Genomic DNA, 25,389 nt, shown 5'->3' with positions numbered 1-25,389 from the left:
GGATCTGCGGAGTTGATTCCATGATTCTTTTAATTTGAAGGTACCAATCAATCGAGAATGTCACGGACCAGACGGGGCCGCCCCTGCGATCCGTGGATGCATAAAATGGAAATTGTATACGATCAGCACGAAAAGCACTTCGTGGCGCTGGACTGCATTATTTTTGGATTTGACCAGCAGGAACTTCAACTGCTGCTGATTAAACGGGGATTTGAGCCCGAAAGAGGAAAATGGTCGCTTATGGGCGGTTTTCTGAAAAACGACGAAAGCGTCGATGAAGGGGCCGAACGCATTCTGGAAACGCTGACCGGTTTGACGGGCGTTTACATGGAACAATTGTATGCCTACGGCAAAGTTCGTCGTGATCCGGTAGCCCGCACCCTGTCGATTGCCTATTACGCCCTCATTCGCACCGACCAGTACAATAAGGACCTCGCTGATTCCCACAACGCGAAGTGGTTTCCGGTTTCCCAAAAACCGGATCTGATTTTCGATCACAACGACATGGTGGAGAAAGCGCTGGTACGGCTCCGGCGACGGGCGCGGACGCAACCGATTGGTTTTGAGCTGTTACCTGAAAAATTCACGATTCCCCAACTCCGTAGTTTGTACGAAGCGATCAACAACCAGCCGCTCGACCACCGGAATTTCAGCAAACGACTCAACTCAATGGAATGGCTGGTGAAACTGAATGAAAAAGACAAAACTACCTCCCGAAAAGGAGCGTTCTACTACCAGTTTGACCCGAATATCTACCAGAAATTGGTGCAGGAGGGGAGCAGTTTTGATTTGAAATGATAGCGGTTTTCGGGATACGGTTTTCAGTTTTCGGATGCTGACGCATGGTAATAAAAACGTTGGTAAGAATGCATCAGCCACCGAAAACCGACAACATTTTTGTACCTTTCAACCTAAACCTTCGACCCATGGATCAGCGCATTATCAACCTATTCGATGAGTACACGCACGTTCCGCTGAAGCGGGATGTTTTTCTGCAACGGCTGGCTAAGCTGACCGGTAGCATGACCGCAGCCCTGGCGGTTTTATCGACGCTGGAACTGAATTACGCCCAGGCCCAAACCGTATCCGGCCAGGATGACCGGATTCTGACCGAACGGATTACTTACCCTGGCGCCGACACGACGATGAAAGGCTACCTGGCCCGTCCGAAAGCCAACGGGAAATACGGCTCGGTCGTGGTGATTCACGAAAACCGGGGCCTGAATCCGCACATCGAGGACGTTACCCGCCGACTGGCCCTCGCCGGTTTTCTGGCAATGGCTCCCGACGCCCTGTCGGCCGCCGGTGGGACGCCAACCGACGAAACCCAAATTCGGGAATTGTTTGGGAAACTGGATGCGGAAAAAACCAAACAGAATTTTCTGAAAGGGCTGGATTACCTCAAAAACCGCCCCGATAGCAACGGTAAGCTGGGGTGCGTCGGTTTTTGCTGGGGAGGAGCGATGGCAAATCAACTGGCGGTCAATTACCCGGATCTGAAAGCAGCTGTTCCATTTTACGGTCGGCAGCCCGAAGCCGCCGATGTTCCGAAAATCAAAGCCACGATGTTACTGCATTACGGCGGAATGGACGAGCGGATTAACGCGGGAATTCCGGCTTACGAAGAAGCCCTCAAAAAAGCGAATGTGCCTTACAAACTGTACGTCTACGAGGGGGCGCAACACGCTTTCCACAACGACACCGCCGGTCCGCGCTACAACGAAGCCGCAGCCAAACTAGCCTGGGATCGCACGATTGCATTGTTCAAGGAGAAGCTGGCGTAGGAAAAGTAGAATCAGGCTTTAACGTTTCAGTTTCCGTTTTACGATTCGGATGAATTGGATATGAATGCATTTGCTGGCATTAATATCCAATTTTCCATTTTGAGCCAAACGCGAAATAATTCAGTATCCAGACGACCCATTCTGTATTTAATTCACCGAAGCGATTGCAACTACCGGTTTATTAATACCTTTTGGACCGCCGATCTGGGGCCACTTTGCAACTGCACAAAAAACAGTGAGCCGGTTCCGGCGGGGATTGTAACGGGTACGCTCTGGTAGCCACCTTCCGCCTTGATCTGCCGGCTGAACTGGCGTATTCCCTGGGTATTAGTTACCTGCAATTGAACGATTTCGTCTTTAAGGGCGTAAAAATGAACCATAACCGGGCCATCTGATGGATTGGGTGAAACGCTCAGGCGCAGGCCGGATTCTTCCGCCTGTGGGGCATCGGCCGTCAGTCGGGCTGCGGGTGAAACACTGAAAATACAGATCCGATCCATCCGGAATGACCCGTCTGAGATCCCCTCAATCCGGATGACATTGGTCCCGGCCTTCAACGTCACATAGGGGGTTTGGGCGACGTAGTTACCACCGCTTGGGAACAGCAAAAGTTCTTGTGACTCGCTCCCGTTGACAATAATCCTGGCTTTTGGGTATTCCGCAGTCTTGTAGGTGAGTGCCAGCACATATTGACCGGCGACCGGTATATCGGTGACCGTGTATTCCAGGTAATCGGATGGTGTGCGGTAATCTCCCCGGCCTTTGCCACCGGAGGCATTGGCTTCGGAAAGAACGGTTCCCGTGCCACTGGCATCTTCTGCTTCATGACATTGGAAGACGTATTTCGTAAACGAAACGCGATTGAAACAGAGGTTGCCTCCGTCTGGGCCGCTGGCCAGTCCGATGTAGCTATCCTCGTATAACTCCAGAACGCCGACGTTTATATCCTGGTACTCACTGGTCTGGGGGAAGGTAAGTGTTACCGGCGTCGCCAGGACGTAAACGGTGCCCTGTACGGTTTTCTCAGGCGAACGATAGCTGATTACGACCTGATACAGGCCCCGGCCGGGCGCTTTGATAGTGCGACCGCGTATTTCCGACTGATTACCCGAACAGACCTCCGGGAAAGAGACTCTATTCACCACTTGTTCCGGAATCGGGGGTGCGCTACCGGCAGTCGTGGTCAGATTGTTGAAACACAAATATCCCCCTTCGCTTCCAGTGCTCAGACCAATCACGTTGACACCGGCCTGTAGCGTAACCGATCCAATGGTTGTCGGTTTAAAATCAGCGGTCTGGGGGAAAACGACCGCCTGAGTTGCGCCATTGATACTCAAAACACCTTCAACTTCCTTTTCGGGAGCCCGGTAGTTGATCGTCAGTTGATACGTACCTGCGTTTGGGACTGTGATGGTTCGCTGACGAAACTCATACCGATTGCCAGAACATAACTCGTCGAAGGCGCCGGTATTATCCGGATTTGGGGGAGGGCCAACAAGCGTGGTCGACAGGTTGTTGAAACAGACATAACCGCCATCGCTGCCGCTGCTCAGGTTAATCGCATTGACACCGGCGTGCAGTACGACCGGTTTTGTCGTTACCTGCTGGAAATCTGCCGTTTGGGGAAATGTCATCTCTTGTGACACACCATTGATGCGTACGATTCCATGAACGTTTTTTTCGGGGGAACGATAGCTGATCGTCAGTTGGTAGGTCCCCGCAGCGGATACCGTAACGGTTTGTTCACTTACTTCGTATGGATTGCCCGAACAGACCTTATCTGGAGTGTTCTGTGCCCGGCTTAGCAACGGGAGGCAAAATAAAATTGTGCAGAATAGTAATCGTGTTTTCATGGCCAAAAGTTGGGTAGAAGGATAGATGTGAAGATAGGAAAGTAACTGCCAGTGGTATATGGAGTTACCTATCAAAAGGTGAATGAAAATAGACAGAAATAATTGAAAATTTTCTTTCTCTCCGCTTGCGCCTGGCCTAAATACCAATTTCGGGGCGTGCAGCGGTAAAATACCCCACGGAGCGCACCGGTTCCTCAGTGAAAGGAACGTTTTACTGCCGAATTGCCACTGTAACTTTCGGCAACTTTGTGTTTATTTGTACTTCCCTCTAAACCCTTTCATGAAACGTTTCACTTACCCGGCCATACTCCTGACCGTTGGTCTGCTCAGCCTGACCGAAAAACCCGTCAACACTGACTGGCCCGAATACAACGGAGGGCCGGATCGGAACCATTTTTCGACGCTCACCCAGCTAAATCCCGGCAACGTTGCAGGCTTAAAGGTCGCCTGGGAATATGCTTCGGGCGGGGTTGATACAGTTAAAAATAACACCCAGATTCAGTGCAATCCGCTCATTATCAACGGGGTGTTGTACGGTGTTTCGGCGGGGTCGCAGGCCTTTGCGGTCGATGCCGCCACGGGCAGGGAGATTTGGAAAACGGCATTCACCGATGATACATTTTCCATGAACAGCCGGGGCGTTACCTACTGGACCGATGGGAAAGAAGCCCGGATTTTCTTTGCCTATGGCTCGCTGCTCTACGCCCTTGACGCCCGAACGGGAAAACCGGTGCTGAATTTTGGAAAAGGCGGAAAAATCAACTTAAAAGAGGGCCTAAACCGCCCCGGAGCCGACGAGTACGTCGTGAGCAACACGCCGGGCATAGTCTATAAAAATCTGCTCATCATGGGCCACCGGGTGTCGGAGATTGCACCGGCTTTGCCCGGCGATGTCCGCGCCTACGACCTGCGTACGGGGCGGATCGTCTGGACGTTTCACACCATTCCACACCCTGGCGAGTATGGGGCGGACACCTGGCCGGAAGACGGCTACCGCAACTTCGGAGGAGCCAACAACTGGATGGGTATGGCCATCGACCGGCAGCGCGGCATCGTGTACGTTCCTACAGGAACGGCCGCCTTTGATCTATACGGCAGCACCCGGCCCGGCCAGAATCTGTTCGGCAACAGCCTCATTGCTCTCGATGCAGCCACCGGCAAGCGACTCTGGCATTTTCAGACCATCCACCACGACATCTGGGACCGCGATATTCCGGCTCCTCCCAATTTATTCACCGTCGTTCATGACGGAAAAAAGGTCGATGCGGTTTCGGTATTGTCCAAACAGGGTTTTCTGTTTGTCTTCGACCGGGTCACTGGAAAACCGCTGTTTCCGATTGAGGAACGACCCATGCCCGCTTCCACCGTTCCGGGAGAGAAAGCCTGGCCAACGCAGCCCATTCCCCTGAAACCCGCCCCTTTTACCCGGCAATCGTTTTCAGAAAACGATATCAACGACTTTGTAACCGACCGCGACACGATTGTGGCCCAGCTCCGGCGCTGGCAAAAGGGCAAGGAGTTCATTCCTCTTCCCCTGAGCCCAAATCGTACCGTGTTTTTCCCCGGCACCGACGGGGGCGCGCAGTGGGGTGGGGCTGCGGTGGACGAAGCCGGTATTATGTACGTACCGTCCAAACAAATACCGGTCACGATGGGGCTGGTTCCTACCAAAACCGGTTCGTTGACAGCCGGTGCCGTTAATCGCAACGGAAACCAACTCTACCAGACCCACTGCGCCACCTGCCACGGCCAAAATCGCGAAGGCAGTCACGATGGTACTTATCCGGCCCTGACCGGCATTGCCCAAAAACGCAACGAGAAATCCGTGGCCCAGGTTCTGGCCAAAGGCCAGGGCATGATGCCGGCATTCACCCACCTGAAGGACGCGGAGCGCAAGGCGATCGTGGATTTTCTCTTTGGTAAAACGACGACCGTCGCCAGCGCCGGGAAACCGGGCCTTAATACGTCACCCTACCACCATACCGGTTTTACCCGCTGGTACGACCGGGCCGGGTATCCCGTGAGTCGCCCACCCTGGGGCACCCTAACGGCGATTGACATGAATACGGGTGAACACCGCTGGCAAGTCCCGCTGGGCGAGTACCCCGAACTGGTGGCGAAGGGCATTCCCCCGACGGGTACCGACAACTACGGTGCCCCGGCTGTCACGGCGGGCGGTTTGCTATTCATCGCTTCTTCCCGCGACGAACTGATTCGGGCTTTTGATCGTAAAACCGGTCGGGAACTCTGGCGCGCCAAATTACCTGCTGCCGGGTACGCTTCGCCGAGTACTTACGCTGTCAATGGTAAACAGTACGTCGTGATTGCCTGCGGGGGCGGCAAACTCAAAACGAAGTCGGGGGATCGGTACGTGGCGTTTGCGCTGCCATAACCAGCAACTCTGCCATCTTCAGAGCATTTGTTGAGCATGGCTAAGCGGATGAATGATACAACCCCATCCCGATTCGTCGTAATTAGCTTCAGGCTAACGTTATTGAACCCGAACCAACTGAACGCCCATCACCGGACGACCATTGGCCGTAATGCCTTGTATCACCACGCGTATTGTTCGGACGACATCCGATAGCGGAAAACGAACCTGGCTTTGCCCCTGACCGTCGGTTTGCATCAGCGGTTTCCAGTACAATACGTCCCGGTTATCGACGGGGCCGGAAGGACTGCCGGTCGGTGCTTCGGAATCATAGCGAGGCACGTAAAATTCGCGATGCACCGAAGGATAACCGATGAATTGGATGGGAGTCAATCCCAATACCGGTTTTGCGCTGCCCTGCATGGAGCGTGATCTTTTGGTGTAAAAAGCAACGACACCATTCCCACCCCGGGCTCCGTACATACCCGTCTTACCCCCATTTTTCAACAGTTCAACCCGTTCGATATCGCTCGAATTGAATTGCATCAGAGCGTTTCCATCCGGGTCCTGAATAGGTAGGCCATCCATTAAATACAGAGGCTGCATACCACTTTTGAAACTGTTCACACCCCGCAAAAATACCTTATAGCTACGCGCTTGCATGGCCCCTTCCCGCGTGACCGTGACGCCCGCCAAGCGTCCCTGAATCATTTCGTAAAGATTCGGATAAACCGGTGATTTTTCATTGAACACCAGAACGGCATCAGCCTCATTGTGCAAACTACGTTGTTGAATATCTTCGGGCCTTCCCTCGGTTTTTCGCGCCCGCACCGTTACTTCGTTCAACACTTCCGTCTTTTTATCCCGGTAGAAATCGGCGTTGGCTTCCTGCCGGGTTCGGACCGCTTCCAGTTGAGCGCGGAACGTAGACCAGTTTGGCGCACTGACCGTTTTGATCGGTTCCCACTGGCTGCCCGGACCTTCCTGAACCAGATAAGCTTCTCTCGAGGAAATGTTTTTCCTTTGACGATCAGTGAGTTGTGTTACTAACTGAATGGTGTCCGAAATGGCCAGTCCCGCCAATCGAAACCGCCCCTGTTCATCCGTACCGGCCGATTTTACAAACGACCGTCCAACGCCTGTCGACATCACGGTAATCTGCGCGCCGGGTATGGGTTGATTTTTTACATCCATAATTCGGCCTCTGATCGATACACCACCGAGCGAATCCGTAGCGGGCGTGCCACTGACCCTTCGCCAGCCCTGGGTCAGGAGCAGGTCATCCAAAGCCTGGCGGGTTTCGGCGGACGGATTCACTACGTATTGGTTAGGGTTTTCGACATGTCCCCGTAGCTCACCCGTTAACAGCAAGTGGGCCTGCAAAGTAGCGTCGGCGGAATCCTCAGGCACCTGTCCTGCGTCGGTAATCGAGGCCGATAAAGCACCTACCGCCGGTGCCCCGTTATCGCTCAGATTGACGCCAAGTAGGACCTGCTCGCGGGGCTGATACCGGTTTTTATTGAGTCCAATCCGTACCCGCACCGGGGCAACGAGCTGGGGTACAAAAATTAATCGCTCGGCCTGGGGCCTGGCGGTGGCATCAAAAAGAGTGATTTGCGCCAGGCCCGGCAACCAGTTCGTCATGGGCAGGCTTACCTTCGCCACCCCATTCTGTAAAAGAATTTTTCGCTGATCGACCACCCGGCCGCGTTGTAGAATCAGAATATATGCGGAGTCGGAAGCGGCCCGGTTCGCATTTCGGATGGTCAACGCCAACTGGGTTGTATCACTGATCGCGTCGGCCGAAAGCAACAGTCCTTCCGTTTCGATTTTGGGCAGTGGAATGCGTTGGGGTTGGTTGTTATACATAACTTCGGCGAAGTACATCCGTTGTGTCTTTGGTTCCATCGGCACGCTGGTCATTCCCCGCTGATTGGTTTTGAAACGCACTACTTCCGTTCCTGAATCATCCACAATCCGTCCCGTGGTGGATAAACTGTGCCCATTGGGTTGCACAATTTTGACGCCCAGACGCGCTGGCAATCCGGCAATCCAGCGACCGCCTTCCGGCAAAATCTGAATGTCCGGCTGCTGAGGTACCGAATCAATACGGCTTGATACGTCGTTCCGAACCAGATTATAAATAGCCACCGACCGCTCGAAAGCCGGGCGTCGCTGGGCCTCATCTTCATCGGTATAAGCGCGCAGTCGGTACGTTCCCGTCGTGAGCGTATCCGACAGGCGGAAATTGCCCTGGCCCCGTCCGTCCACGATCCGTACCCACTGGTGCTGCACGAGCTTCCCGGCGGTCGTGAGCAGGTCGACATGCAGCGCTGTTTCGCCACCGGCGCGCTGGTGACTAGCCGCGTCGAGCAAGTACGTACTCATCCAGAGCCGATCGCCGGTAGCGTAAAAGGACTTATCGATGTGCACAAATATGGTGGGAGCCTGCAACTTGAATCGTTCGTTGAAAGTCGCCGTGATCCGGCCCAGGCTGGAGTCGGGCGGCAGGAGTTTTCCCTGAGTAGCCAGTAGGCCGGTTGTCAATGATTCTTTCTCGTTTCCTTCCGGTTTCCAGTCGGCGGGCAGCATGGTCGAGAGCCGGTCATTTCCCATCGAGCCTTTTGCTTCCATCCCTTCCGGCATCGTAATAACCCCATTGACGGACAGTTGCATCTGGCCGCTGGGCAGTTTCATTTCCGTATAGGCGTAACGGGCATCGGGATAGGGTGAGAAATTCGAAACCCCATGCGTGTAAAATACAATTAGTTTCAAGGGAGAAACCAATCGGCGTTCGGTTGCTAACCGACCAGGTTGAATCAATTTAGCAGCCTGAATAGGTATGAGACGTTTGTAGTCACCAATGGCAGCGGCCAGTGTAATGGACCGACGATCGGGAGAGATCGGCTTCGTGGCATCTTCCTGATAAACCAGAAAACCGGCCTGCCCGAACGTATTGTCAATCAGACTGGCCATCAAGTGTCGGATGGAACCCTGGTAGGCAAGCAGCCGGTTACGCCGAAACCGGTTGGCCTGCCTTTCGTTCTCTGGTTTTAATTCTTCAAAACGGGCCGTTCCTGCCGAAAAAACATTGCCGGACGGTGAAGCATCAAAATGTTGTAACGCGTAAATGAGCCGATAGCCAAGTGCCTGGTTATCAATTATCAATGGTTCGTTTGCCGTCGCATACAGATGATCTTTATCCTCTTTGAAATGGAGAACTTCGCTGTTGACCAACACACACTGTCCGCCAAACGGCTCGCCGAGGATTTCTTTTTTAAACTGGCGCAGGTGCCGTTCCCAGCCCTTCGGGTTGCCCCGCACGGTTACCGCATCCAGCATCTGTTCACTTTCTTTCAACTGAAAATTGACTTTCTGCGGAGACGCGTTCTCAAATCGAATTTTTTGCGCAATAGGCTGATAGCCAACGAAGGAAACGGCTATTTCGACCGTGCCCAGTGGCACTCCGGCCAAGGTATAAAAGCCTTTTTCGTCGGTGGTTGCCCCCCGCGTTGATCCATTTACGTAGACGTTGGCAAACGGCATGGGTTTTCCCGTAACGGCATCCGTTACATAGCCGGTCAGTACGGCTGTCGTTTGTCCATGAGTCAGGAGGGTTGAGCTAAGAAGGAGAACGGCAGTGAGCCAGCCGATAAAGAATGAACAACGCATTGGTAGGGAAAAGTATTCTTTAAAAAGTACTATGTCTCACAATTATACTTATAGCTAGAAACGGCTTTACAAGGTTGGGGAAAGGAAATAGTAGTAAGCGACTGTCTAAAATTCAGATTTTCCCTTTCTTCGGTCCGCCCCCAACCCCCGCAGGGAGCTTTTACATGCCGATTAAAGCCCGGCACCGGCCGCCCGGCCTTTAGGGGGTTGAGGTCAAAGTAGAAAAGGAAAATTATAAATTAATAGACAGTCTTTATGACTTGCCATTTTATTGCAAATGAAATTTCTTTGTACGTGTCAGACTTGTTTAACGAGACATAAAATCACGGAATCATAATTGATTACCGATTAGGCTTGAGGCTTCATATCTTTGAATATCAAAATCCTAAAATGAGCTTCCAATTTTCATAACACAGGCATCTGTATGTTTTCAAATAAAGATTACTCTCAAATGACACTTGACGAATTAGTGTCAAAAGAGAAAAAAATGAAATCACAAAAACTTATAACGGTTTTGTTCATCGGTTTTTTAGTTGGCATAGCGGTTTATGCGGCCACGCATACCGGGTTCGTCCTTCCCGTAATCTTGCTAATTGTTTCTTTTTATATCGGCTCCAGCTATTCTAAAAATCTGAAGGACATTCAAGCGGAAATAAACCGCAGGGATTCGGTTCGGTAAATTATCCGCGCCGTTGCTCTTTTCGCCGGACCGGTAGCGCTTTTAAGGTCTACCTTGTCAACGTCAAAGCTCCCACTCGGATTGATTGTATCAGACTGGAGCGGGACTTACCGGTCGAGACGATCGAGATAGTTTGTCGGATCTGGCAGCCCGAAGTATCATTTGTAGTATCCCCAAACTTCCCGATTTTTGGCCAGGTCTTTTCCCATAACCTGATTAACCACAACCTCGTTGAGAACCACACGTCCTTGTAAAAGGTCATCAGGCAGCGTATTCACCGGAATGAAAACCCGGCCTTTATCCCGTGCCGCAGTATACATGAAACTCACGGGTAAAGCATATCGACCTTCATACGCCGGTTTGGTGCCTTGCAATTTGCTCAGGGCCGTGGTAACCTCCTGTCCGAAACCAAACCCCACGTTTTCCGGGCTTAATAGCTTGATATTGCTTATTTGACCCGCTTTCGTGATGTCAAAACCGACATATACGCGAGCAAATACCTGGGCATTCCAGGCCTGAACGGGATACTTGATGTGAGCCCGAAGCAGGTCTTTCAACCCGGCATCAGTCGCCAGGGAAGTCGAGTTACGCAGCGTCAATACCCGCAGCGAATCGTAAAGGCCAGCCACCTCGATCACTTCTTCGGGAGTGAGCTGCCGCTTTGACAGTTTGGCATCAAGAATTTCCCTTTCCTCTTCCAGTGCAGTCAACAGGGCGTTTTTGGTCAGGCTAATCGGTTGTGGAGCGGAATCGCCTTTTTGAATAAAATACTGCTGATCAACCTGAAAATAGCCAGCGAAGGGGTTGTCTTTATCATAACCGTTCCGAACCGGCATTTTAACGAACCGGCCTTTCAAACTCTTTAAGAGCTTTGTTTCCCCACTGTTAAGGACTGTGGTATACAAGGTGTAATTAACTCCCAGCACCTTTTTTAATTGACGAACGTATTCGACACCGTTGATTACGAATGAATACGGCGAGACAGTCTTTTCGGTGGGGTCACCTTCAAACCGGCACCGTACTTCGTTACTTACCAGGTTATAGGCAATCAGGCAAGCCTGGTCCTGTCCCGATTGATCCAGGCGAATCCGGCCTCTCTGCCATACCGGAAAACTGGCAAATTCGCTTCCCAAAAAGATGAGCTGTTTGTTGAGCGGTGCGTTTTCCGCGGGGAAATTGGCTACCTGACAGGTCGTGATTACCTGACCGTAAGCATCTTTGGAAACGGTACATTGCCCCATCGTGGGAACAGCACTGCCAAACAGACAGGTAATTAAAAGGAAAAATGACTTCATCGCTTCGTTCTGATTCGTAGTATAAAGTCTTTTTTGGCGGAATGTTACTTAATTACAACCGGCTGAAACGGATTAGTTTCGACTTTATACCCGAAAGCCGCAGATCATCGATCTACGCCTTTGCCACACGAATCTCGACCTGACGCTGATCGGAAACCGGATTGCTTAAAACCGTCACCTGAAGCCGTGTAATTTATTCATAAAGCATTGGCATCTGCCCTGAAACAGCTTTAATAGTCAACTTGGACCCGACCTGATTGATCGAGCGAAAGTCGATTGTTTTACTAAATTGAGAGGTTCCCTATGGCTCTGAAGGGAACCAACCATTCGAAGAATATAAGCCCAGGCCGGGAAAAATGTACCGAAAGTTTATATTAGTTTATTGATACTGACCTCGTTAGCCTGTATATGGTAAATTGTTTTTGTAACGGGTTTAACGACAGGAATCTGATCTTTTTCAGGGTTTGTGAAACGCAGCATCTTATTCCAGCGACCAGTAATGAACGGCCCATGGTTCAAGTCTCACCGTCAGTTTTTGATTGCCCGGTTTTAGCTGGCTGAAAGGCTCCGGACGAAGGCGGTGATTTTCGTCGTTACCCGGTCCGGTGGCATCCAGAACGATGTGGCGGGTACGCATGGACTTGGGAAGATTCGTTAACGTAATGTTGACTTCCACCGGTTGATCGGAAAAATTCCAGAGCATCATATTGTGCATCTGCAGCTTGTCATCCTGGCTGGCAAAACCGTGCACACTTGCATGGGTTGAGCTGACCTGCAGCCGCTCGCCCGCCAGCCGGGAAAGCAGTTTAAACGTAAAATAAGCCGGACGAAGCTGGTTTTGGTAGTCAATCAACCCGCTGAACTGTGCCTGCCGATTCCACCAGCGCGTCATGAAAGCCGTCCCGGACGGAGAAAAGACTTTGGCAAATGTTTCGTAAGAAACGTACCAGTCGCGGATGTGGTAATAACAGGACCAGTCCAGGCCAGCGTCTTTCATCTGCCAGATGGTTTCTGCGACGTAACAGGGTTGATAGCGAGGGTCCAGGATTGGATTGAACAGATCGACATTCCATTCATCCATGATTGTTTCAGGTTTCAGATCCGGGTGTTTTTTGACCAGATTTTGAACATACTCAATCTGCTTCCGGATAACCAGCGGACTATTATTATAATGGTGCCACGAAACAAAATGCAGGGGTATTTTTTGAGCAGAGCAAGCCTCGAGCAAACCGGGTAGAATGGGGGAGTTGTAAGCTGCCAGCGCTGGGCCACCCACCCGCGCCGTTGGATCGGCCCGCAGGATGGCCGCTACCGTGTGTTTGTAGTACCGGGCGTAGCTTTCCGGTTTAAACCGGTACGGTGTTCCACCATCTTCGCCGATATCGACCTCGTTGCCGACCTCCCAATAACGAATGCCCGCTTTCCGGTCCCGGTAATGTTTGACCACAGTGTAAACGAGTTGTTCCCATTGTTTGTAATCGGTCGGCTCAACGATATCCTGATCAATTTTGGGAAAAAGAACCTTGGGTTTCATGCACAGAGCCATCAGCGGTTTGGCCCCGGTTTGGAGAATGGACGAAACCATGCTGTCCAGCGTTTTGAAATGATAGGTTCCTGCCTTGGGGAGAAGATCGTAGTATTCGCTGACGAACAACCGGATCATGCCGGGGTGAAGGGCGCGAATTTCCGTCACCCGGTTAGCCAGCATGGGTTCCTCCGAAAGCCCGCCCTGTCCCAGAGCCATTTTCTCCATGCGCATGGGGCCTTGCCGGGCCGCAAAGTCGACCATGACCTCGGCCGTTTGGCCCAGAACCGGCAACGAAAGGCCCATTCCCACACTAATCAGGACTGCTTTGTAGCTTATCATCACATGATATTTTTATACCAAAAGCGCTCAAAATGGATAAACTACCAGGCCGAAAAGTAAACCGTCAGCCCGGGGCGAAAACACCTTCCCTTCGATTTTCATACACAACCGGTGGGATGCCCGAAGTCGGTTGAGAACACACCTTTACTGACCAATACGTAAATCCGAATTGATTGATTATTCAGAAAGGTTGACTAATATTCCTTTCTTTTTGTCAACAAAACTTGACAAAAAGAAAGGCTTGCTTATCTTTGTAGCGTGCTAGATAACTAAAAAGATGGAACAATCTGCTAAAACGGTAAACCAACACTCCATAACCTTCGCCCTCCTATATGGAGCCACTTATTTGCCGACCGTATGGCTATTAAAACACCGGGTACTCAGCCAGCCGGTTTCGGTAATGATTACGGTCATCCCAATTATTACGTTCGCCATTTTTATTTACAAGTTAATCAAAGCCTTCTCGGTAATGGACGAAGTGAAGCAACGGGTGCAACTGGAAGCCGTCGTGATCGGTTTTTCGTTGACCGCCATGCTGATCACGCTATTGTTTTTGCTTAGCCTGTGTGGTATTTCGAATTCCACCTGGTTTGGCTATGGGTATCTGTTGGGGTATTGCTGGATCTTTTATTTTATTGGCTGGTTCATTTCGAGAAAAAAGTATGGCGTATGAAAAACACAATTAAGGTGGAACGGGCAAAGAAAAACTGGACTCAGGCCGACCTTGCAAAACATATTGGGATATCCCGACAGGGATTAAATTCGATTGAAACCGGGAAGTTTATTCCATCCACCGTACTAGCCTTGCGGATGGCCAAAGTTTTCAATACTACCGTCGAAGTTTTATTTCAATTGGATGATACAGATTCGTGATTGAGAATCAGCATCGATTGTCCTACATTCCAAACCGCCGAAACCGCATTTCACGGCATACCTACGTGGATATAGCTGTGAAACAAGCTGAGCACCCACAGTTCAACAATCAGATAAAAACCATCACACCCGCCGGGCTTTCAATTCCCGGACGGCGAAATCGGCGGCTCGGGCGGAGAGGGCCATGTAGGTCAGCGACGGGTTGACGCAGGCCGAGGAGGTCATGCAGGCACCGTCGGTCACGAACACGTTTTTGACCGCGTGAATCTGGTTGTTGCCGTTGAGAACGGACGTTTTCGGGTCGCGGCCCATGCGGGCGGTTCCCATTTCGTGGACCGCCTGACCCAGAACCGAGCCCTGATCGTAGGGTTTGACATTGATCAAACCGGCTTTCTCGAGCATTTCCTGCGCGTCGTTCATCATATCGACCCGCATTTTCTTCTCGTTCTCGCCGATTTCGGCATCAAAGGCCAGCATTGGCATGCCCCATTTATCCGGTTTACTTTTGTCCAGATACATGCGGTTTTTAAATTCGGGCAGTTGCTCGCCAAAACCGGTCAGGCCCATGTGCCAGAGTCCCGGTTTGGTCAGTTCTTCTTTCAGCGAAGGGCCAAAAGACAGTTCGGCTACCTGATGCTGCCAGCCCTGCCGGCCACCTCCGCCCTGGTACCCAAAACCGCGTAAATATTCCCGCTTGTCGACTCCAATGTTGCGGTACCTCGGAATGTAAATACCGTTGGCCCGACGCCCGTAGTAATACCGATCCTGCCCGCCTTCCCACTGGCCCGTGGCACCGATCCGGAAGTGGTGATCCATCAGGTTATGCCCCAACTGACCCGAATCGTTGCCCATGCCATTCGGAAACCGGTCGGATACCGAATTCATGAGCAGGGCCGTAGAGGCCATCGCGCTGGCGCAGACAAAAACAATTTTGGCAAAGTATTCCCGGTTTTCCAGCGTCTCCGCATCGATGATCCGGACGCCGGATGCCCGCTGTTTTTGAGCGTCGTAAATGATTTCCGTCACCACGGAATGGGGCCGGAGCGTCAGCCGACCGGTTTTGACGGCGGGCGGCAACGTGCAGGATTGCGTACTGAAATACCCTCCGTACGGACATCCCCGAATGCACTGATTCCGGTACTGGCAAGCTGTGCGACCCGATTCGACATGCACTTTTTGCGCAACCGACAAATTGGCGGTCCGGCCGATGGTCATGATGCGACCCGGAAAATTTTTCTCAATTCGCTTCCGAACTTCTTTTTCTACCAGGTACATATCCATCGGTGGAAGAAATTCGCTGTCGGGAAGCTGCGGTAAACCCAGCTTTTCGCCCGAAACGCCCGCAATTTTTTCGACGTATGAATACCAGGGAGCGATGTCTTTGTAACGAATGGGCCAGTCGACACCGATGCCCTCTTTGGCGTTGGCTTCAAAATCAATGTCGCTAAACCGGTACGACTGCCTTCCCCACATGATGGATTTACCGCCCACAATCGACGGCCGCAGCCACCGAAACGGTTTGTCCTGCCGGTAGGAAGTCTCCTGTCCGGGCATCCAATAGGTCGGAACGGTTAAGGCGGAACCCAGCGGGGTTTGGGAATATTTGGCGGCCAGATCGCCCAACCTTACATTTTCCGGCATTTCCCAGGGCGCTTTCATTGCTTCGGTGTATCCCGTCACATGCTCCAGCGGCCGGCCCCGTTCGAGCATCAATACCCGCAAGCCCTTTTCTGTCAGTTCTTTAGCCGCCCATCCGCCACTAACCCCCGACCCAATCACAATGGCGTCGTAGGTCATGTCTTTCACGGCATCGATATTCAGATTCATAGTTGTTCCGTTCGGATTGTTAGAAAAACCGGTTTTTGGTTTAGCATTTATAGTTAACTCATTGGGATGTAATCAGTTAATTAGAACTATAAGGGCTTGTCTAAATTTTATATTTTCCCTTCTTTTGCGTTGCCCCCAACCCCTAAAGGGGGCTTAAATATCCGGATTTAATAGCCCCCTTCAGGGGGTTGGGGGCAACAAGGGCCCGGAAATTATACACTTTGTATGATAACCACTCGAGCACTTAACGGCCCTGCCCTTCAGGGGGTTGGGGGCAACATAGCAAACATGATTTATTATTTGGGACAATTTCTAAACGCTAAATCAGAAATTACAAACGTTTAAATTGCCCAGACTTTCTGCCCCGGTTTAAGCGGAATATCGCCCTGAAAACGACCGGGAACGGGAAGGTATTCCGCCACTTTGGTAGCTCCGAGTTCCGAGGTGAAGAAGCCAACAATTGTCAGTTCGCGCATATTCAGGAAAAATGGCTTTTCCCGCTGGGTCAATTGCCGGACAATCTCCGTTTGCTGCGTAGGGTCTAATTCCGAAAACGGTTTTCCAAAAGCAGCCTGACTAAATGCATCGGTTTGCTGCAATCCTTTCTGAAACGTTTCCTGTTGCGCCGGAACTGTACAATGCCCAACGACATACCCGATGAACCGATCGACACCGGCGGCTTTGGCCCCGGGCGTGTCGGTGGACGGAAAGATGATTTCCGCCAGATCCGCGATCAGTTTTTGCTGATCGGCCGAAAAAACCAGCGGTTCAGCGCCACTGGTTTCGCCCCGCAGAGCTGCCTGCACCGGCAGCGACAGCGTAGCACCAACCAGGAGGGCCAGTCGTTGCAAAGCTTCCCGGCGGGGAATAAATGAAGTTGGCATCGATAGGATCGGTTTTAGAATTAGTTGCCAAAAAGCAAGACGAAGCAAATTAATTCGTAAAGCCACGATCCGGTGCGGTTTACTCATTCAAACCTATTCCGGCACGGAATCAGCGGTTTAAAAAAAATCAGGTAGAAGTGAGTATCTGGTATTCCGCCGGGAGATAATAGCAATGGACCCATGCAAGATGGATTCGGATTATTTATGGAAGAAAGAAATACAATTTATCAGTGGCTATTGGAAAACCCCCGGTTTGTGGCCTGGGCGGTGGGTGATGCACCGGAAGACAATGTTTTTTGGCAGGAATGGCAGGAGGAAGATACCGCGCGAGTGGAGATTCTGGAACATGCCCGGTTAACCATCAAAGCCATTGAAGGAAAGCCGGTTGCGTTATCAGACGATCACGTAACGGCTAGAATCCGGCAGGCGCTGGCCGAAGCCCGGCGGCAGGAAAACCAGGTTTCGGAGCCATTTGAAACCGTTCGACCGCTTGGCCGAAGCTGGTGGAATCTGGCGGCTTCCATTGCCCTGCTGGTAGGGCTGGGCTGGGCATTTTATAGTTTACTTAACGAAGATCCGACACCGCAAAAACCGGCACCGATGGCGGCCCTGCCAACCACGAAAACGCCTTTGCTGGTGGCCGTTAACACCAATCAAACTTCCAAACACGTGCTGTTGCCGGACGGCAGTTCCGTGGTTTTGCGGAAGCACAGTCAGTTACATTATTCAACGGTTTTTGAGGGCGACAAACGGGAGGTGTATCTGTCGGGCGAAGCATTCTTTGAGGTTTCTAAAAATCCGCAAAAACCGTTTTTTGTCGTTGCAAATGGTCTGATTACCAAAGTGTTGGGGACCAGTTTTAGTGTGAAGGCCTATGGCAATGAGGCAAAAGTTATAGTAGTGGTCAAGACCGGGAAAGTCTCCGTTTTTACGCAGGAAGATCAACAGGCTGAATCCTTGCTGAACAACCGCGAACTGTCGGGCATGGTGCTGTCGCCCAATCAGCAGGCAACGTTTGAGCGCAGCGAAACCCGATTGGTGAAATCTCAGGTTGGTAACCCGGTTTCCCTGGATATGCCGATTGAAAGCCAGTCATTTGATTACAACGCGACCCCGGTTTCGAAGGTGTTCGCCAGTCTGGAAAAGTCGTACGGCGTTGATATTGTGTTCGATGAAGACGTGATGGCGCGGTGCACCATTACGGCCACGCTGGGCGACGAACCGCTCCTGAAAAAACTGCAATGGATCTGTACGATTCTGGAAGCTACTTATCAGGTCAATGGCCAGCAGATCATTATTACCGGTAAGTCATGCTAATAAAAAAGTATACCGAAAACCAACAACATATTCCTAACCCTTAACACTTTAACCCTATCCAATTTCTATGCGATAACTCCGAGTACAAAAAAAGGTGAACGATGTTCCAGCATCATTCACCCGAATTACAATCCCGATGCAGTTGGCGTTCAAACAACTTATCCTGAGGAGGATACGGGAGAGATTTTGCCAATTTTTCACAACCAGCAAAACGGTCAAAAGTATGAAAAAATACGTACCCTCGCATGAAGCCCTGCGAATAATTATGAGAATAAGCCTCATACAACTCGTCGTCCTGGTGGCGTTTACGGACCTGGCGGTGGCCTACCACGGTCACGCGCAGGACGTACTCAGTCGTCGGATTTCGGTCCAGGTTCAGGATCAGAAAATCGGGACGGTGCTCGAAAAAATCGGTAAGTTATCGGACGTGCGGTTTATGTACAGTCCGGAACTGATCCAGTCGGAACGGACGGTTTCGATTATGGCCAGAAACCGCAAGCTGGAACTGATTCTCAGTGATTTGCTGACACCGTTGAAAATCAGCTACGAAATCGCCGGAAACCAGATTCTGCTGAAACGGATGATCACTACCGGACAACGACTGGACGAAACCGGCATCACTGTCGAAACCGCCGTGCTGGCGTATAACGTGACCGGCAGGGTGACTGACAACGTTGGGGGCGTCATTGCCGGTGCAACGGTTTTGCTGAAAGGAAGCACTAATACCGGCACGGCGACGGACGGCAACGGCCGCTTTACGCTCAACGTGCCCGACGGAAACCACACGCTGGTGATTTCCTCCATTGGCTTTATTTCCAGAGAAGTTTCCATCTCGAACAACACTACTTCGCTGGAAATCAGTCTGCAAGCCGATATTAAATCATTGAATGAAGTGGTGGTGGTCGGTTACGGAACCCAGAAAAAGAGCGACGTGACCGGTTCGCTGTCGTCGATTGCCGTCGATGATTTCAAAGAACAACCCGTTACTCGTCTGGATCAGATTCTGCAGGGCCGGGCTGCCGGGGTGCAGGTGACGAACGCTTCCGGTTCGCCGGGGGGCGACGTCCGCATTCGCATCCGGGGCGCCAACTCGATCAACGGGGATAACAGCCCGCTCTACGTCGTGGACGGTTTTGTGGGGGCGGATTTCAACAACATCAACCCGGACGACATTGCTTCGCTGGAAGTCCTGAAAGACGCTTCGGCCACGGCGATTTACGGAAGCCGGGGCGCCAATGGGGTCATCATCATTACCACTAAAACCGGTAAGAAAGGGAGCATGCAGGTGAACTTCGGCACCCGGTTTTCTTCGTCACAGGTGCTCAAGAAAATGGACATGCTGAGTGCGGTCGATTATGCCGAGGTAGTCAATGCGCGGGCTGTGGTGGGAAATTCAAACCCGGTTTTTACGCAGGCTCAGATCGACGGTTTTCGGCAGAATGGCGGCACCGACTGGCAAAATGAAGTGCTTCGCAAAGCCGGAGGGCAGGAATATCAGCTGGGTATTTCGGGCGGAAACGACAAAACGACGTATCTGATTTCGTCCAATTACCTGAATCAGAACGGGATTGTGAATAATTCGGATTTCAAGCGCTACACGATCCGGTCGAACATTGCTTCGCAGGTTTCCGATAAGTTTTCGGTTCGACTGAATTTTCTGGGAACCCGTCGCGAAAACCACAACACCAGCGGCACGGGCGCGCGCGGAAGTGCGCTGGGGCAGGCGTTTGCCTGGGCACCGACGACGCCCATTCGTGACGCCAAAGGCCAGTATACCTACCGCGATCCGGTCGGCTCGATTTTCGAAAACCCGGTTGCGCTCACGACCGACGCCGATAACCGCACCAACCGCACCAGCGTGAACCTGATCGGTGGCCTGCGGTACGAGTTCATTCCGGGCCTTTCGCTCGACGTGCAGTACGGCGTCAATTACATCAATCAGCAGGACAAAACGTTTTCCGGGCCGATCATTTCCAGCATGTTGCCGCGGGCGGGCCGGAGTTCGGGCGAGCAAATAACATTGCAGAGTACGAATGCGCTGAATTACAAGCGGTTATTCAACAAGATCCATAGCCTGGAAATCACCGGCGTTTTTGAAACCCAGAAACAAACCGGGGAGTCGTTTTATGCCAACGCGACCAACCTGACGTATCCGGCCCAATCGTACAACAACCTCGCGCTGGCGGCTTCCAACCTGATCGGTTCGGGCTATTCGCGCTGGAGTCTGATGTCGTATCTGGGGAGGGTCAACTACGCCTTGAAAGATCGTTACCTGCTGTCGGCTACGGTTCGGCGCGACGGCTCGTCCAAATTCCAGGGCGACAACAAGTTCAGTGTTTTTCCGTCAGTGGCGCTGGGCTGGCGGCTGACGGAGGAAACATTCATGAAAAGTCAGCGGATTTTCAGCAACCTGAAACTGCGGGGAAGCTGGGGTTTGACGGGCAATCAGGCCATTAATCCGTACGGAACGCTGTCGACTTACATCACGAACGTCGACGACGCGGCTGTTGCTTTTACGTCCGGTTATTTTACCAACGGAATCACGAACGGCATCATTCTGGGCAATCCGGGCAATCCGAACCTGAAATGGGAAACCACCGAGCAACTCAATCTCGGTACGGACATGGAATTTCTGAACGGCAAGATCTCGTTGTCGGCCGATTATTTTGTGAAAAACACCCGCGATCTGCTGTTGAGCCAACCGCTACCGGCCTACATCGGCGGCAACAGCATTCTGCGGAACGTGGGCGAAGTGCAGAACAAAGGCTGGGAAATTGCGGTGGAAGCGACGCCGGTGACCAGAAAAAACTTCAGCTGGAATACGTCGATTAACGCGGCTCTGGTCAACAACAAAGTGGTTCGGCTCGGTTCGGCGAAGGACACCATTTTTGCGGCTACCGAATTTGTGCTGATTCCCGGACAAACGATGGCGGCTTTTTGGGGACTGAATTACCTCGGAACCTGGAAACCGGGTGAGGCCGACCAGGCCGCGCGCTACGGCAACAAACCGGGCGATGCCCACTACCAGGATCTGAACAACGACGGCGTGATTGGTCCGAAGGATTACCAGATCATCGGAAATGGAATGCCGAAAACCACACTGGGCTGGAACAATACGTTCAATTACAAGGGCTTATCGCTGAATATCTTCTTCCAGGGCGTGTTTGGGTTCGACAAATTGAACTACACGTATGCCGCCGGAATTGTGGGAAGTACCGACGTTCGGCAGCCAACCTATGCCGCCATCAAAGACCGCTACATTCCGGGCGTGAACGAAACGTCGGACATTCCGGCGTTCAGCAACGCCAAAGAGAATTTCCTGACCCAGACGAGCCGGTTTTTGGAAAAAGGCGATTTCGTTCGGCTGAAAAACATCAGTCTGGCCTATTCGATCCCGAAGTCGGTGCTCAAGAACATCGGGACGGTCCGGGTTTTCGTCAGCGGTACGAACCTGCTGACTTTCACAAAATACAAAGGTATCGATCCGGAATCGACCTCTAATTCGGTAGGTGACGTCGCGCAGAACATCGACCACGGTTCCTACCCTAACGCCAAGACGATTACCGCCGGTTTAAATGTGACCTTTTAACCCCTTGACGATACGATCATGAAAAAATTAACTATACTTTTTCTCGTGGCAGTGCTGACGGGCTGCTCCAATTTTCTGGAAGAAGAACCGAAAGGGCAGGTGGTTGGAACCAACGCCATTGCCGATGTGGCCGGGCTGGAGTCTGCGCTGACCGGCACTTATAAAGGCTTGCTGCGCACTTGGGCGCGCGGTTTTCTGACTTCGGCCATTCAGGCTTACGTCATGGGGGGCGACGACGTTTCGACCATTGCGGGCGGCAATAAATGGGATTTTCGCGAGTTCGATCAGTTCGATGTAACCCCGGCCAATCCGCGGATGGTGCAGATCTGGAGCGGTACGTACAAAACCATTCAGGGCGCCAACAACATCATCGAGAATTACAAATCCGTCACCGGTGATCAGGCTACCATCGACGCGATTGTGGGCGAAGCCTATTTCCTGCGCGCCCTGAGTTATTACTGGCTCGTTCGCGGATACGGAAATATTCCGCTGATTACCACCGCGCAATTCTCTAACGATCAGCTTAGTATTCAGAAAAGTCCGCCGACGGAGGTGTACAAACTGATTGAAGCGGATTTGCTGGAAGCCGAAAAACGGGTTCCGAATGTCAAACGCGCTCCGGGCCGGCCGAACAAAGGTTCGGTGAAAGCCCTGATGGCGGACGTGTACCTGACCGAAGCGGGCTGGCCGTTGAAAGTAACGGCGAACTATGCGAAAGCGGCAGCAAAAGCGAAGGAAGTCATTGACGGAAAGACTACGTACGGTTTTGATCTGGTGCCGGATCTGGCCACGTTGTGGTCGGGAACGGCTTCGGCGGTCGGGACCAAAGAAGAAGTGTTTGCGTTCCAGACCTCGGCTAATTTCGGCGGCTCAACCAATTCATTTTACGGTTTGCCAGCAACACCCGGCGATGAAAATGGCTGGGATGATTATTTGGCCGAGATCAACTTTTTCAACCGGTTTCCCGCCGGAAAACGCAAGGATGTTACCTTCCATACGGTTTTCACAAAACCGGACGGCACCAAAATTACCTGGCAGAATAGTTTGTCGAAACATCCGTATTACGCCAAATTCCGGCTGGCTGATAACACCCAGTTCTCGTCGTCGCAACCGGTTCACATGATTCGCTACGCCCACGTTTTGCTGGTCTATGCCGAAGCCCAGGCCCGCGCTGATGGAACCCCGAATGCCCAGGCTTACGAAGCAATTAATGCCATTCGCACTCGTGCAGGCTTACAGGTTTTGGCAGCCGGAATGACGGGACCGAATTTTGCCAATGCGGTTGTGGACGAGCGGGCGTGGGAATTTGCCGGGGAGTGGACCCGCTGGTTTGATCTCATCCGGCTGGAAAAAGTCGAAGAAGCCAATGCCAGCAAAGCCCCGGACGACCTGAAACCGACCGGCGCCATTTCCAAAACCGACTACTGGTATCCCATCCCCATCAGCGACGCCAATATCAATTCGAATTTATAACCCTGACAGCGGCCAACGGCCCTGTCAGCGGTGGAAATCCCAATCAGCGGTTAAATTAAAGGATGATAACGATAAATGTAAAATGTTGAATGTCAAATGGAAAAGTGCCGGATTGGAAAACACTTTTCCATTAGACATTCAACATTTTACATTTATCATTAGATGGCATTGTCCACAATCTGATCAAACGCTAGCCAGCTACGGCCTTCGCCTTTGCTGATCAGGGCTTGCCGGCCAATCCAGAGCACCGGTTTTCCGTCCTTCGTTCGGGTGAGTTGATACGTTCGGATGACGCTTTTCCCCGAACGCGGAACTTCCTCTTCATTCACGAAATAGGGCGCGGGCTCGTCGAGAATCCTGCCTTTGAACGACGCGGCCAGGTCGGGCATACGGGCGCGCTGCAACCGGATGTCGCGGTTACTGCCCGGCAACTGCGCAGGAAGGAACGGGATCCAGTTGTAAGGAACGGTGGTACCCAGCACATACCGGATTTTGGCTTCGGTTGGTTGCAGCTCCGGTTCCGGAGGACGGGTTGCGTTTTCGGCCGCCAGCGCCGATTCGTACCCATTCACGCCCCGACCCAGTTCTGTTGGTACGATGGATTCGATTCCCCAGACCATATTGGACATTTCGTCGCGGATGAAATTTACTTTCTCAAGCGGCTGACTTTCAAGGGTTTTGCCCAGTGCGGGCGGTAAAAAGGAAGCCGTGTTGGCGGTTGGGGCGTTGGTGCTGAGGGAAAAGAAACTCCAGCGCGTCCAGTCGTCGTCGATGCCGGAACCCGCCGGTTTTACGAACGTTCGCTGGCCGAACACGTCGGTAATGACCAGTCCGCGGATTTCGCAGAGTGAACCGGTTTTTCGCTCGTAGGGAAAAACGCACCAATCGTTGCCGTACAGCAGCATGAACTCGGTCATAATCAGTTTAATGAGGTCGGTCGTATTGGCGTCGATATTCGAAAATTCGATGCGTCCGTTTTCCATTTGCCAGAACCGGGGCTGCGGCATGCCGTTGAACGAAACCGGTGCCGGGATAAACGAAAGGCATTCTTCCAGCGGTTGTTCAGGCTCCGAAACCGCCCCTTCGAGTTTGCCATTTGCGTCTACGTCGAATGAATACCAATCCAGATGGCCCGAGTCATACTGATCGGCGCGCAGAACGATTTGGGTGCCGTCGGCATCGTCCGTCGCGCAGGCAAACTGAAATTCCAGGTGTGTTCCCGACCACGCATTATCGGCTGTGGAAGTCGGCTGGGTTGCGAATGCTCCGGCCCAGAGAACGAGTTCCGACGCGGTCGTTTTCAGTTTCGTCCGGTCCGAATCGGCAAGCTGGGGAAGCGCATCCACCCAAATTGCGTGCGAACCGTCGGCGATGGCTTTTTGCAACAGTACACCGTTGATGACTTTTCCGGCAACCGCTGCCCGCGTTTGATCCGTGTCCTTATCGTAAACCGGATTGGGCGCGCTGGCGTCGATGACGTACTGAGTGAGGTAGTTGTCTTTATACGGCAGGGCATGAATTCGCAGCAGCTTTTCAAAATACCGCCCGATGCGTACCTGGCTACCCAAATCTTCCGGCCAGAATTCGCGTTCCACCCGGGCTTCGAGCGGAATGTTCGTCTCGAATTTCTGGGCAGGTTGACTGCCAACGGCGTAGCGATTCAGATACGTCTGGTACGTCAGCATGCGGGCGTCGACCGGCGAACCGGCGTCTTCGCCTTGAAACTCGCCAAACTGCCACTGCCGGGTCAGCATCCAGAGCGGGTCTCGAACTTCGGCGCGTAAACTCCGTTCAAAATCCCGGTTGCGCGGGCGACCTTCCAGCCGGTTCCAGCCTTTGATAGTGGGTTGGAATAGTGGTAACTGGAGGAACAACGATTTCAGTTTATCAAATTCAGGCATTGGA

The 25,389-nt window shown here is 52.1% G+C and carries 16 protein-coding genes; 9 read left to right on the top strand and 7 right to left on the bottom strand.

Going from position 1 to position 25,389, the window contains the following annotated elements; translation table 11 throughout:
• The first annotated feature begins 57 nt into the window (after positions 1-57).
• Positions 58-798 carry an NUDIX hydrolase gene (locus tag GJJ30_RS21585; protein ID WP_229313311.1) on the top strand — a complete coding sequence of 247 codons (741 nt, stop codon included), beginning with the start codon at positions 58-60 and terminating at the stop codon, positions 796-798.
• Positions 799-926: 128 nt separating this feature from the next.
• The gene (locus GJJ30_RS21580; RefSeq protein ID WP_154177265.1) at positions 927-1,784 is read left to right on the top strand and encodes a dienelactone hydrolase family protein; all 858 of its coding nucleotides are present in this window, start codon (positions 927-929) and stop codon (positions 1,782-1,784) included.
• Positions 1,785-1,954: 170 nt separating this feature from the next.
• On the opposite strand, the gene GJJ30_RS21575 is transcribed toward GJJ30_RS21580, so the two are convergent.
• Complete coding sequence (locus GJJ30_RS21575) at positions 1,955-3,637, bottom strand: CBM35 domain-containing protein (protein ID WP_154177264.1); 1,683 nt, start codon at positions 3,635-3,637, stop codon at positions 1,955-1,957.
• A gap of 280 nt (positions 3,638-3,917) precedes the next feature.
• Between GJJ30_RS21575 and GJJ30_RS21570 the strand changes: the two genes are divergently transcribed.
• Positions 3,918-6,029 (top strand): outer membrane protein assembly factor BamB family protein, encoded by a 2,112-nt coding sequence (locus GJJ30_RS21570; RefSeq protein ID WP_154177263.1) that lies wholly within the window; start codon positions 3,918-3,920, stop codon positions 6,027-6,029.
• A 99-nt stretch (positions 6,030-6,128) separates the two neighbouring features.
• Here the strand turns inward: GJJ30_RS21570 and GJJ30_RS21565 are convergent, their stop codons facing one another.
• Positions 6,129-9,680, bottom strand: a complete 3,552-nt coding sequence (locus tag GJJ30_RS21565; protein ID WP_154177262.1) for a carboxypeptidase-like regulatory domain-containing protein — start codon at positions 9,678-9,680, stop codon at positions 6,129-6,131.
• Positions 9,681-10,104: 424 nt separating this feature from the next.
• Here GJJ30_RS21565 and GJJ30_RS21560 point away from each other — a divergent pair, with 424 nt between their 5' ends.
• Positions 10,105-10,359, top strand: a complete 255-nt coding sequence (locus tag GJJ30_RS21560) for a hypothetical protein (RefSeq protein WP_154177261.1) — start codon at positions 10,105-10,107, stop codon at positions 10,357-10,359.
• Positions 10,360-10,517: 158 nt separating this feature from the next.
• On the opposite strand, the gene GJJ30_RS21555 is transcribed toward GJJ30_RS21560, so the two are convergent.
• Positions 10,518-11,654 (bottom strand): hypothetical protein, encoded by a 1,137-nt coding sequence (locus tag GJJ30_RS21555; protein ID WP_154177260.1) that lies wholly within the window; start codon positions 11,652-11,654, stop codon positions 10,518-10,520.
• 481 nt (positions 11,655-12,135) lie between these two features.
• Entirely contained in the window at positions 12,136-13,521 is a 1,386-nt protein-coding gene (locus GJJ30_RS21550; protein ID WP_205880591.1) for a GH39 family glycosyl hydrolase, read from the bottom strand.
• Positions 13,522-13,921: 400 nt separating this feature from the next.
• Between GJJ30_RS21550 and GJJ30_RS21545 the strand changes: the two genes are divergently transcribed.
• Positions 13,922-14,194 (top strand): hypothetical protein, encoded by a 273-nt coding sequence (locus tag GJJ30_RS21545; protein WP_170299245.1) that lies wholly within the window; start codon positions 13,922-13,924, stop codon positions 14,192-14,194.
• A complete protein-coding gene (locus GJJ30_RS21540) occupies positions 14,191-14,394 on the top strand; it encodes a helix-turn-helix transcriptional regulator (protein WP_154177258.1) in 204 nt (67 codons plus the stop codon). The genes GJJ30_RS21545 and GJJ30_RS21540 overlap by 4 nt, the downstream gene beginning before the upstream one ends.
• 123 nt (positions 14,395-14,517) lie before the next feature.
• Here the strand turns inward: GJJ30_RS21540 and GJJ30_RS21535 are convergent, their stop codons facing one another.
• Both GJJ30_RS21535 and GJJ30_RS21530 read right to left on the bottom strand, forming a co-directional pair.
• Entirely contained in the window at positions 14,518-16,221 is a 1,704-nt protein-coding gene (locus GJJ30_RS21535; RefSeq protein ID WP_154177257.1) for a GMC oxidoreductase, read from the bottom strand.
• Between the two features lie 341 nt (positions 16,222-16,562).
• Positions 16,563-17,105 (bottom strand): gluconate 2-dehydrogenase subunit 3 family protein, encoded by a 543-nt coding sequence (locus GJJ30_RS21530; RefSeq protein WP_154177256.1) that lies wholly within the window; start codon positions 17,103-17,105, stop codon positions 16,563-16,565.
• Positions 17,106-17,309: 204 nt separating this feature from the next.
• On the opposite strand from GJJ30_RS21530, the gene GJJ30_RS21525 reads away from it, so the two are divergent.
• The 3 genes from GJJ30_RS21525 to GJJ30_RS21515 all read left to right on the top strand — a co-directional run bounded on the left by GJJ30_RS21525 (position 17,310) and on the right by GJJ30_RS21515 (position 23,484).
• Complete coding sequence (locus tag GJJ30_RS21525; RefSeq protein ID WP_170299244.1) at positions 17,310-18,422, top strand: FecR family protein; 1,113 nt, start codon at positions 17,310-17,312, stop codon at positions 18,420-18,422.
• Between the two features lie 223 nt (positions 18,423-18,645).
• Positions 18,646-22,011, top strand: a complete 3,366-nt coding sequence (locus tag GJJ30_RS21520) for a TonB-dependent receptor (RefSeq protein WP_229313309.1) — start codon at positions 18,646-18,648, stop codon at positions 22,009-22,011.
• An 18-nt stretch (positions 22,012-22,029) separates the two neighbouring features.
• Entirely contained in the window at positions 22,030-23,484 is a 1,455-nt protein-coding gene (locus tag GJJ30_RS21515) for a RagB/SusD family nutrient uptake outer membrane protein (RefSeq protein ID WP_154177254.1), read from the top strand.
• Positions 23,485-23,642: 158 nt separating this feature from the next.
• Here the strand turns inward: GJJ30_RS21515 and GJJ30_RS21510 are convergent, their stop codons facing one another.
• Positions 23,643-25,385: a hypothetical protein gene (locus tag GJJ30_RS21510; protein ID WP_154177253.1), complete on the bottom strand. Its 1,743-nt coding sequence runs from the start codon at positions 25,383-25,385 to the stop codon at positions 23,643-23,645.
• Positions 25,386-25,389 lie beyond the last annotated feature (4 nt).

This window comes from Larkinella terrae (assembly GCF_009668025.1).
GTDB lineage: Bacteria > Bacteroidota > Bacteroidia > Cytophagales > Spirosomataceae > Larkinella > Larkinella terrae.
Note: the sequence above shows the minus strand (reverse complement) of the source record. Positions and strands in the feature narration are given on the sequence as shown.

Excerpts from the sequence above, each read along its gene's own strand:
- GJJ30_RS21585 (WP_229313311.1), top strand. The coding sequence starts at position 58 with ATGTCACGGACCAGACGGGGCCGCCCCTGCGATCCGTGGATGCATAAA.
- GJJ30_RS21580 (WP_154177265.1), top strand. The coding sequence starts at position 927 with ATGGATCAGCGCATTATCAACCTATTCGATGAGTACACGCACGTTCCG.
- GJJ30_RS21575 (WP_154177264.1), bottom strand. The coding sequence starts at position 3,637 with ATGAAAACACGATTACTATTCTGCACAATTTTATTTTGCCTCCCGTTG.
- GJJ30_RS21570 (WP_154177263.1), top strand. The coding sequence starts at position 3,918 with ATGAAACGTTTCACTTACCCGGCCATACTCCTGACCGTTGGTCTGCTC.
- GJJ30_RS21565 (WP_154177262.1), bottom strand. The coding sequence starts at position 9,680 with ATGCGTTGTTCATTCTTTATCGGCTGGCTCACTGCCGTTCTCCTTCTT.
- GJJ30_RS21560 (WP_154177261.1), top strand. The coding sequence starts at position 10,105 with ATGTTTTCAAATAAAGATTACTCTCAAATGACACTTGACGAATTAGTG.
- GJJ30_RS21555 (WP_154177260.1), bottom strand. The coding sequence starts at position 11,654 with ATGAAGTCATTTTTCCTTTTAATTACCTGTCTGTTTGGCAGTGCTGTT.
- GJJ30_RS21550 (WP_205880591.1), bottom strand. The coding sequence starts at position 13,521 with ATGATAAGCTACAAAGCAGTCCTGATTAGTGTGGGAATGGGCCTTTCG.
- GJJ30_RS21545 (WP_170299245.1), top strand. The coding sequence starts at position 13,922 with ATGATTACGGTCATCCCAATTATTACGTTCGCCATTTTTATTTACAAG.
- GJJ30_RS21540 (WP_154177258.1), top strand. The coding sequence starts at position 14,191 with ATGAAAAACACAATTAAGGTGGAACGGGCAAAGAAAAACTGGACTCAG.
- GJJ30_RS21535 (WP_154177257.1), bottom strand. The coding sequence starts at position 16,221 with ATGAATCTGAATATCGATGCCGTGAAAGACATGACCTACGACGCCATT.
- GJJ30_RS21530 (WP_154177256.1), bottom strand. The coding sequence starts at position 17,105 with ATGCCAACTTCATTTATTCCCCGCCGGGAAGCTTTGCAACGACTGGCC.
- GJJ30_RS21525 (WP_170299244.1), top strand. The coding sequence starts at position 17,310 with ATGGAAGAAAGAAATACAATTTATCAGTGGCTATTGGAAAACCCCCGG.
- GJJ30_RS21520 (WP_229313309.1), top strand. The coding sequence starts at position 18,646 with ATGAAAAAATACGTACCCTCGCATGAAGCCCTGCGAATAATTATGAGA.
- GJJ30_RS21515 (WP_154177254.1), top strand. The coding sequence starts at position 22,030 with ATGAAAAAATTAACTATACTTTTTCTCGTGGCAGTGCTGACGGGCTGC.
- GJJ30_RS21510 (WP_154177253.1), bottom strand. The coding sequence starts at position 25,385 with ATGCCTGAATTTGATAAACTGAAATCGTTGTTCCTCCAGTTACCACTA.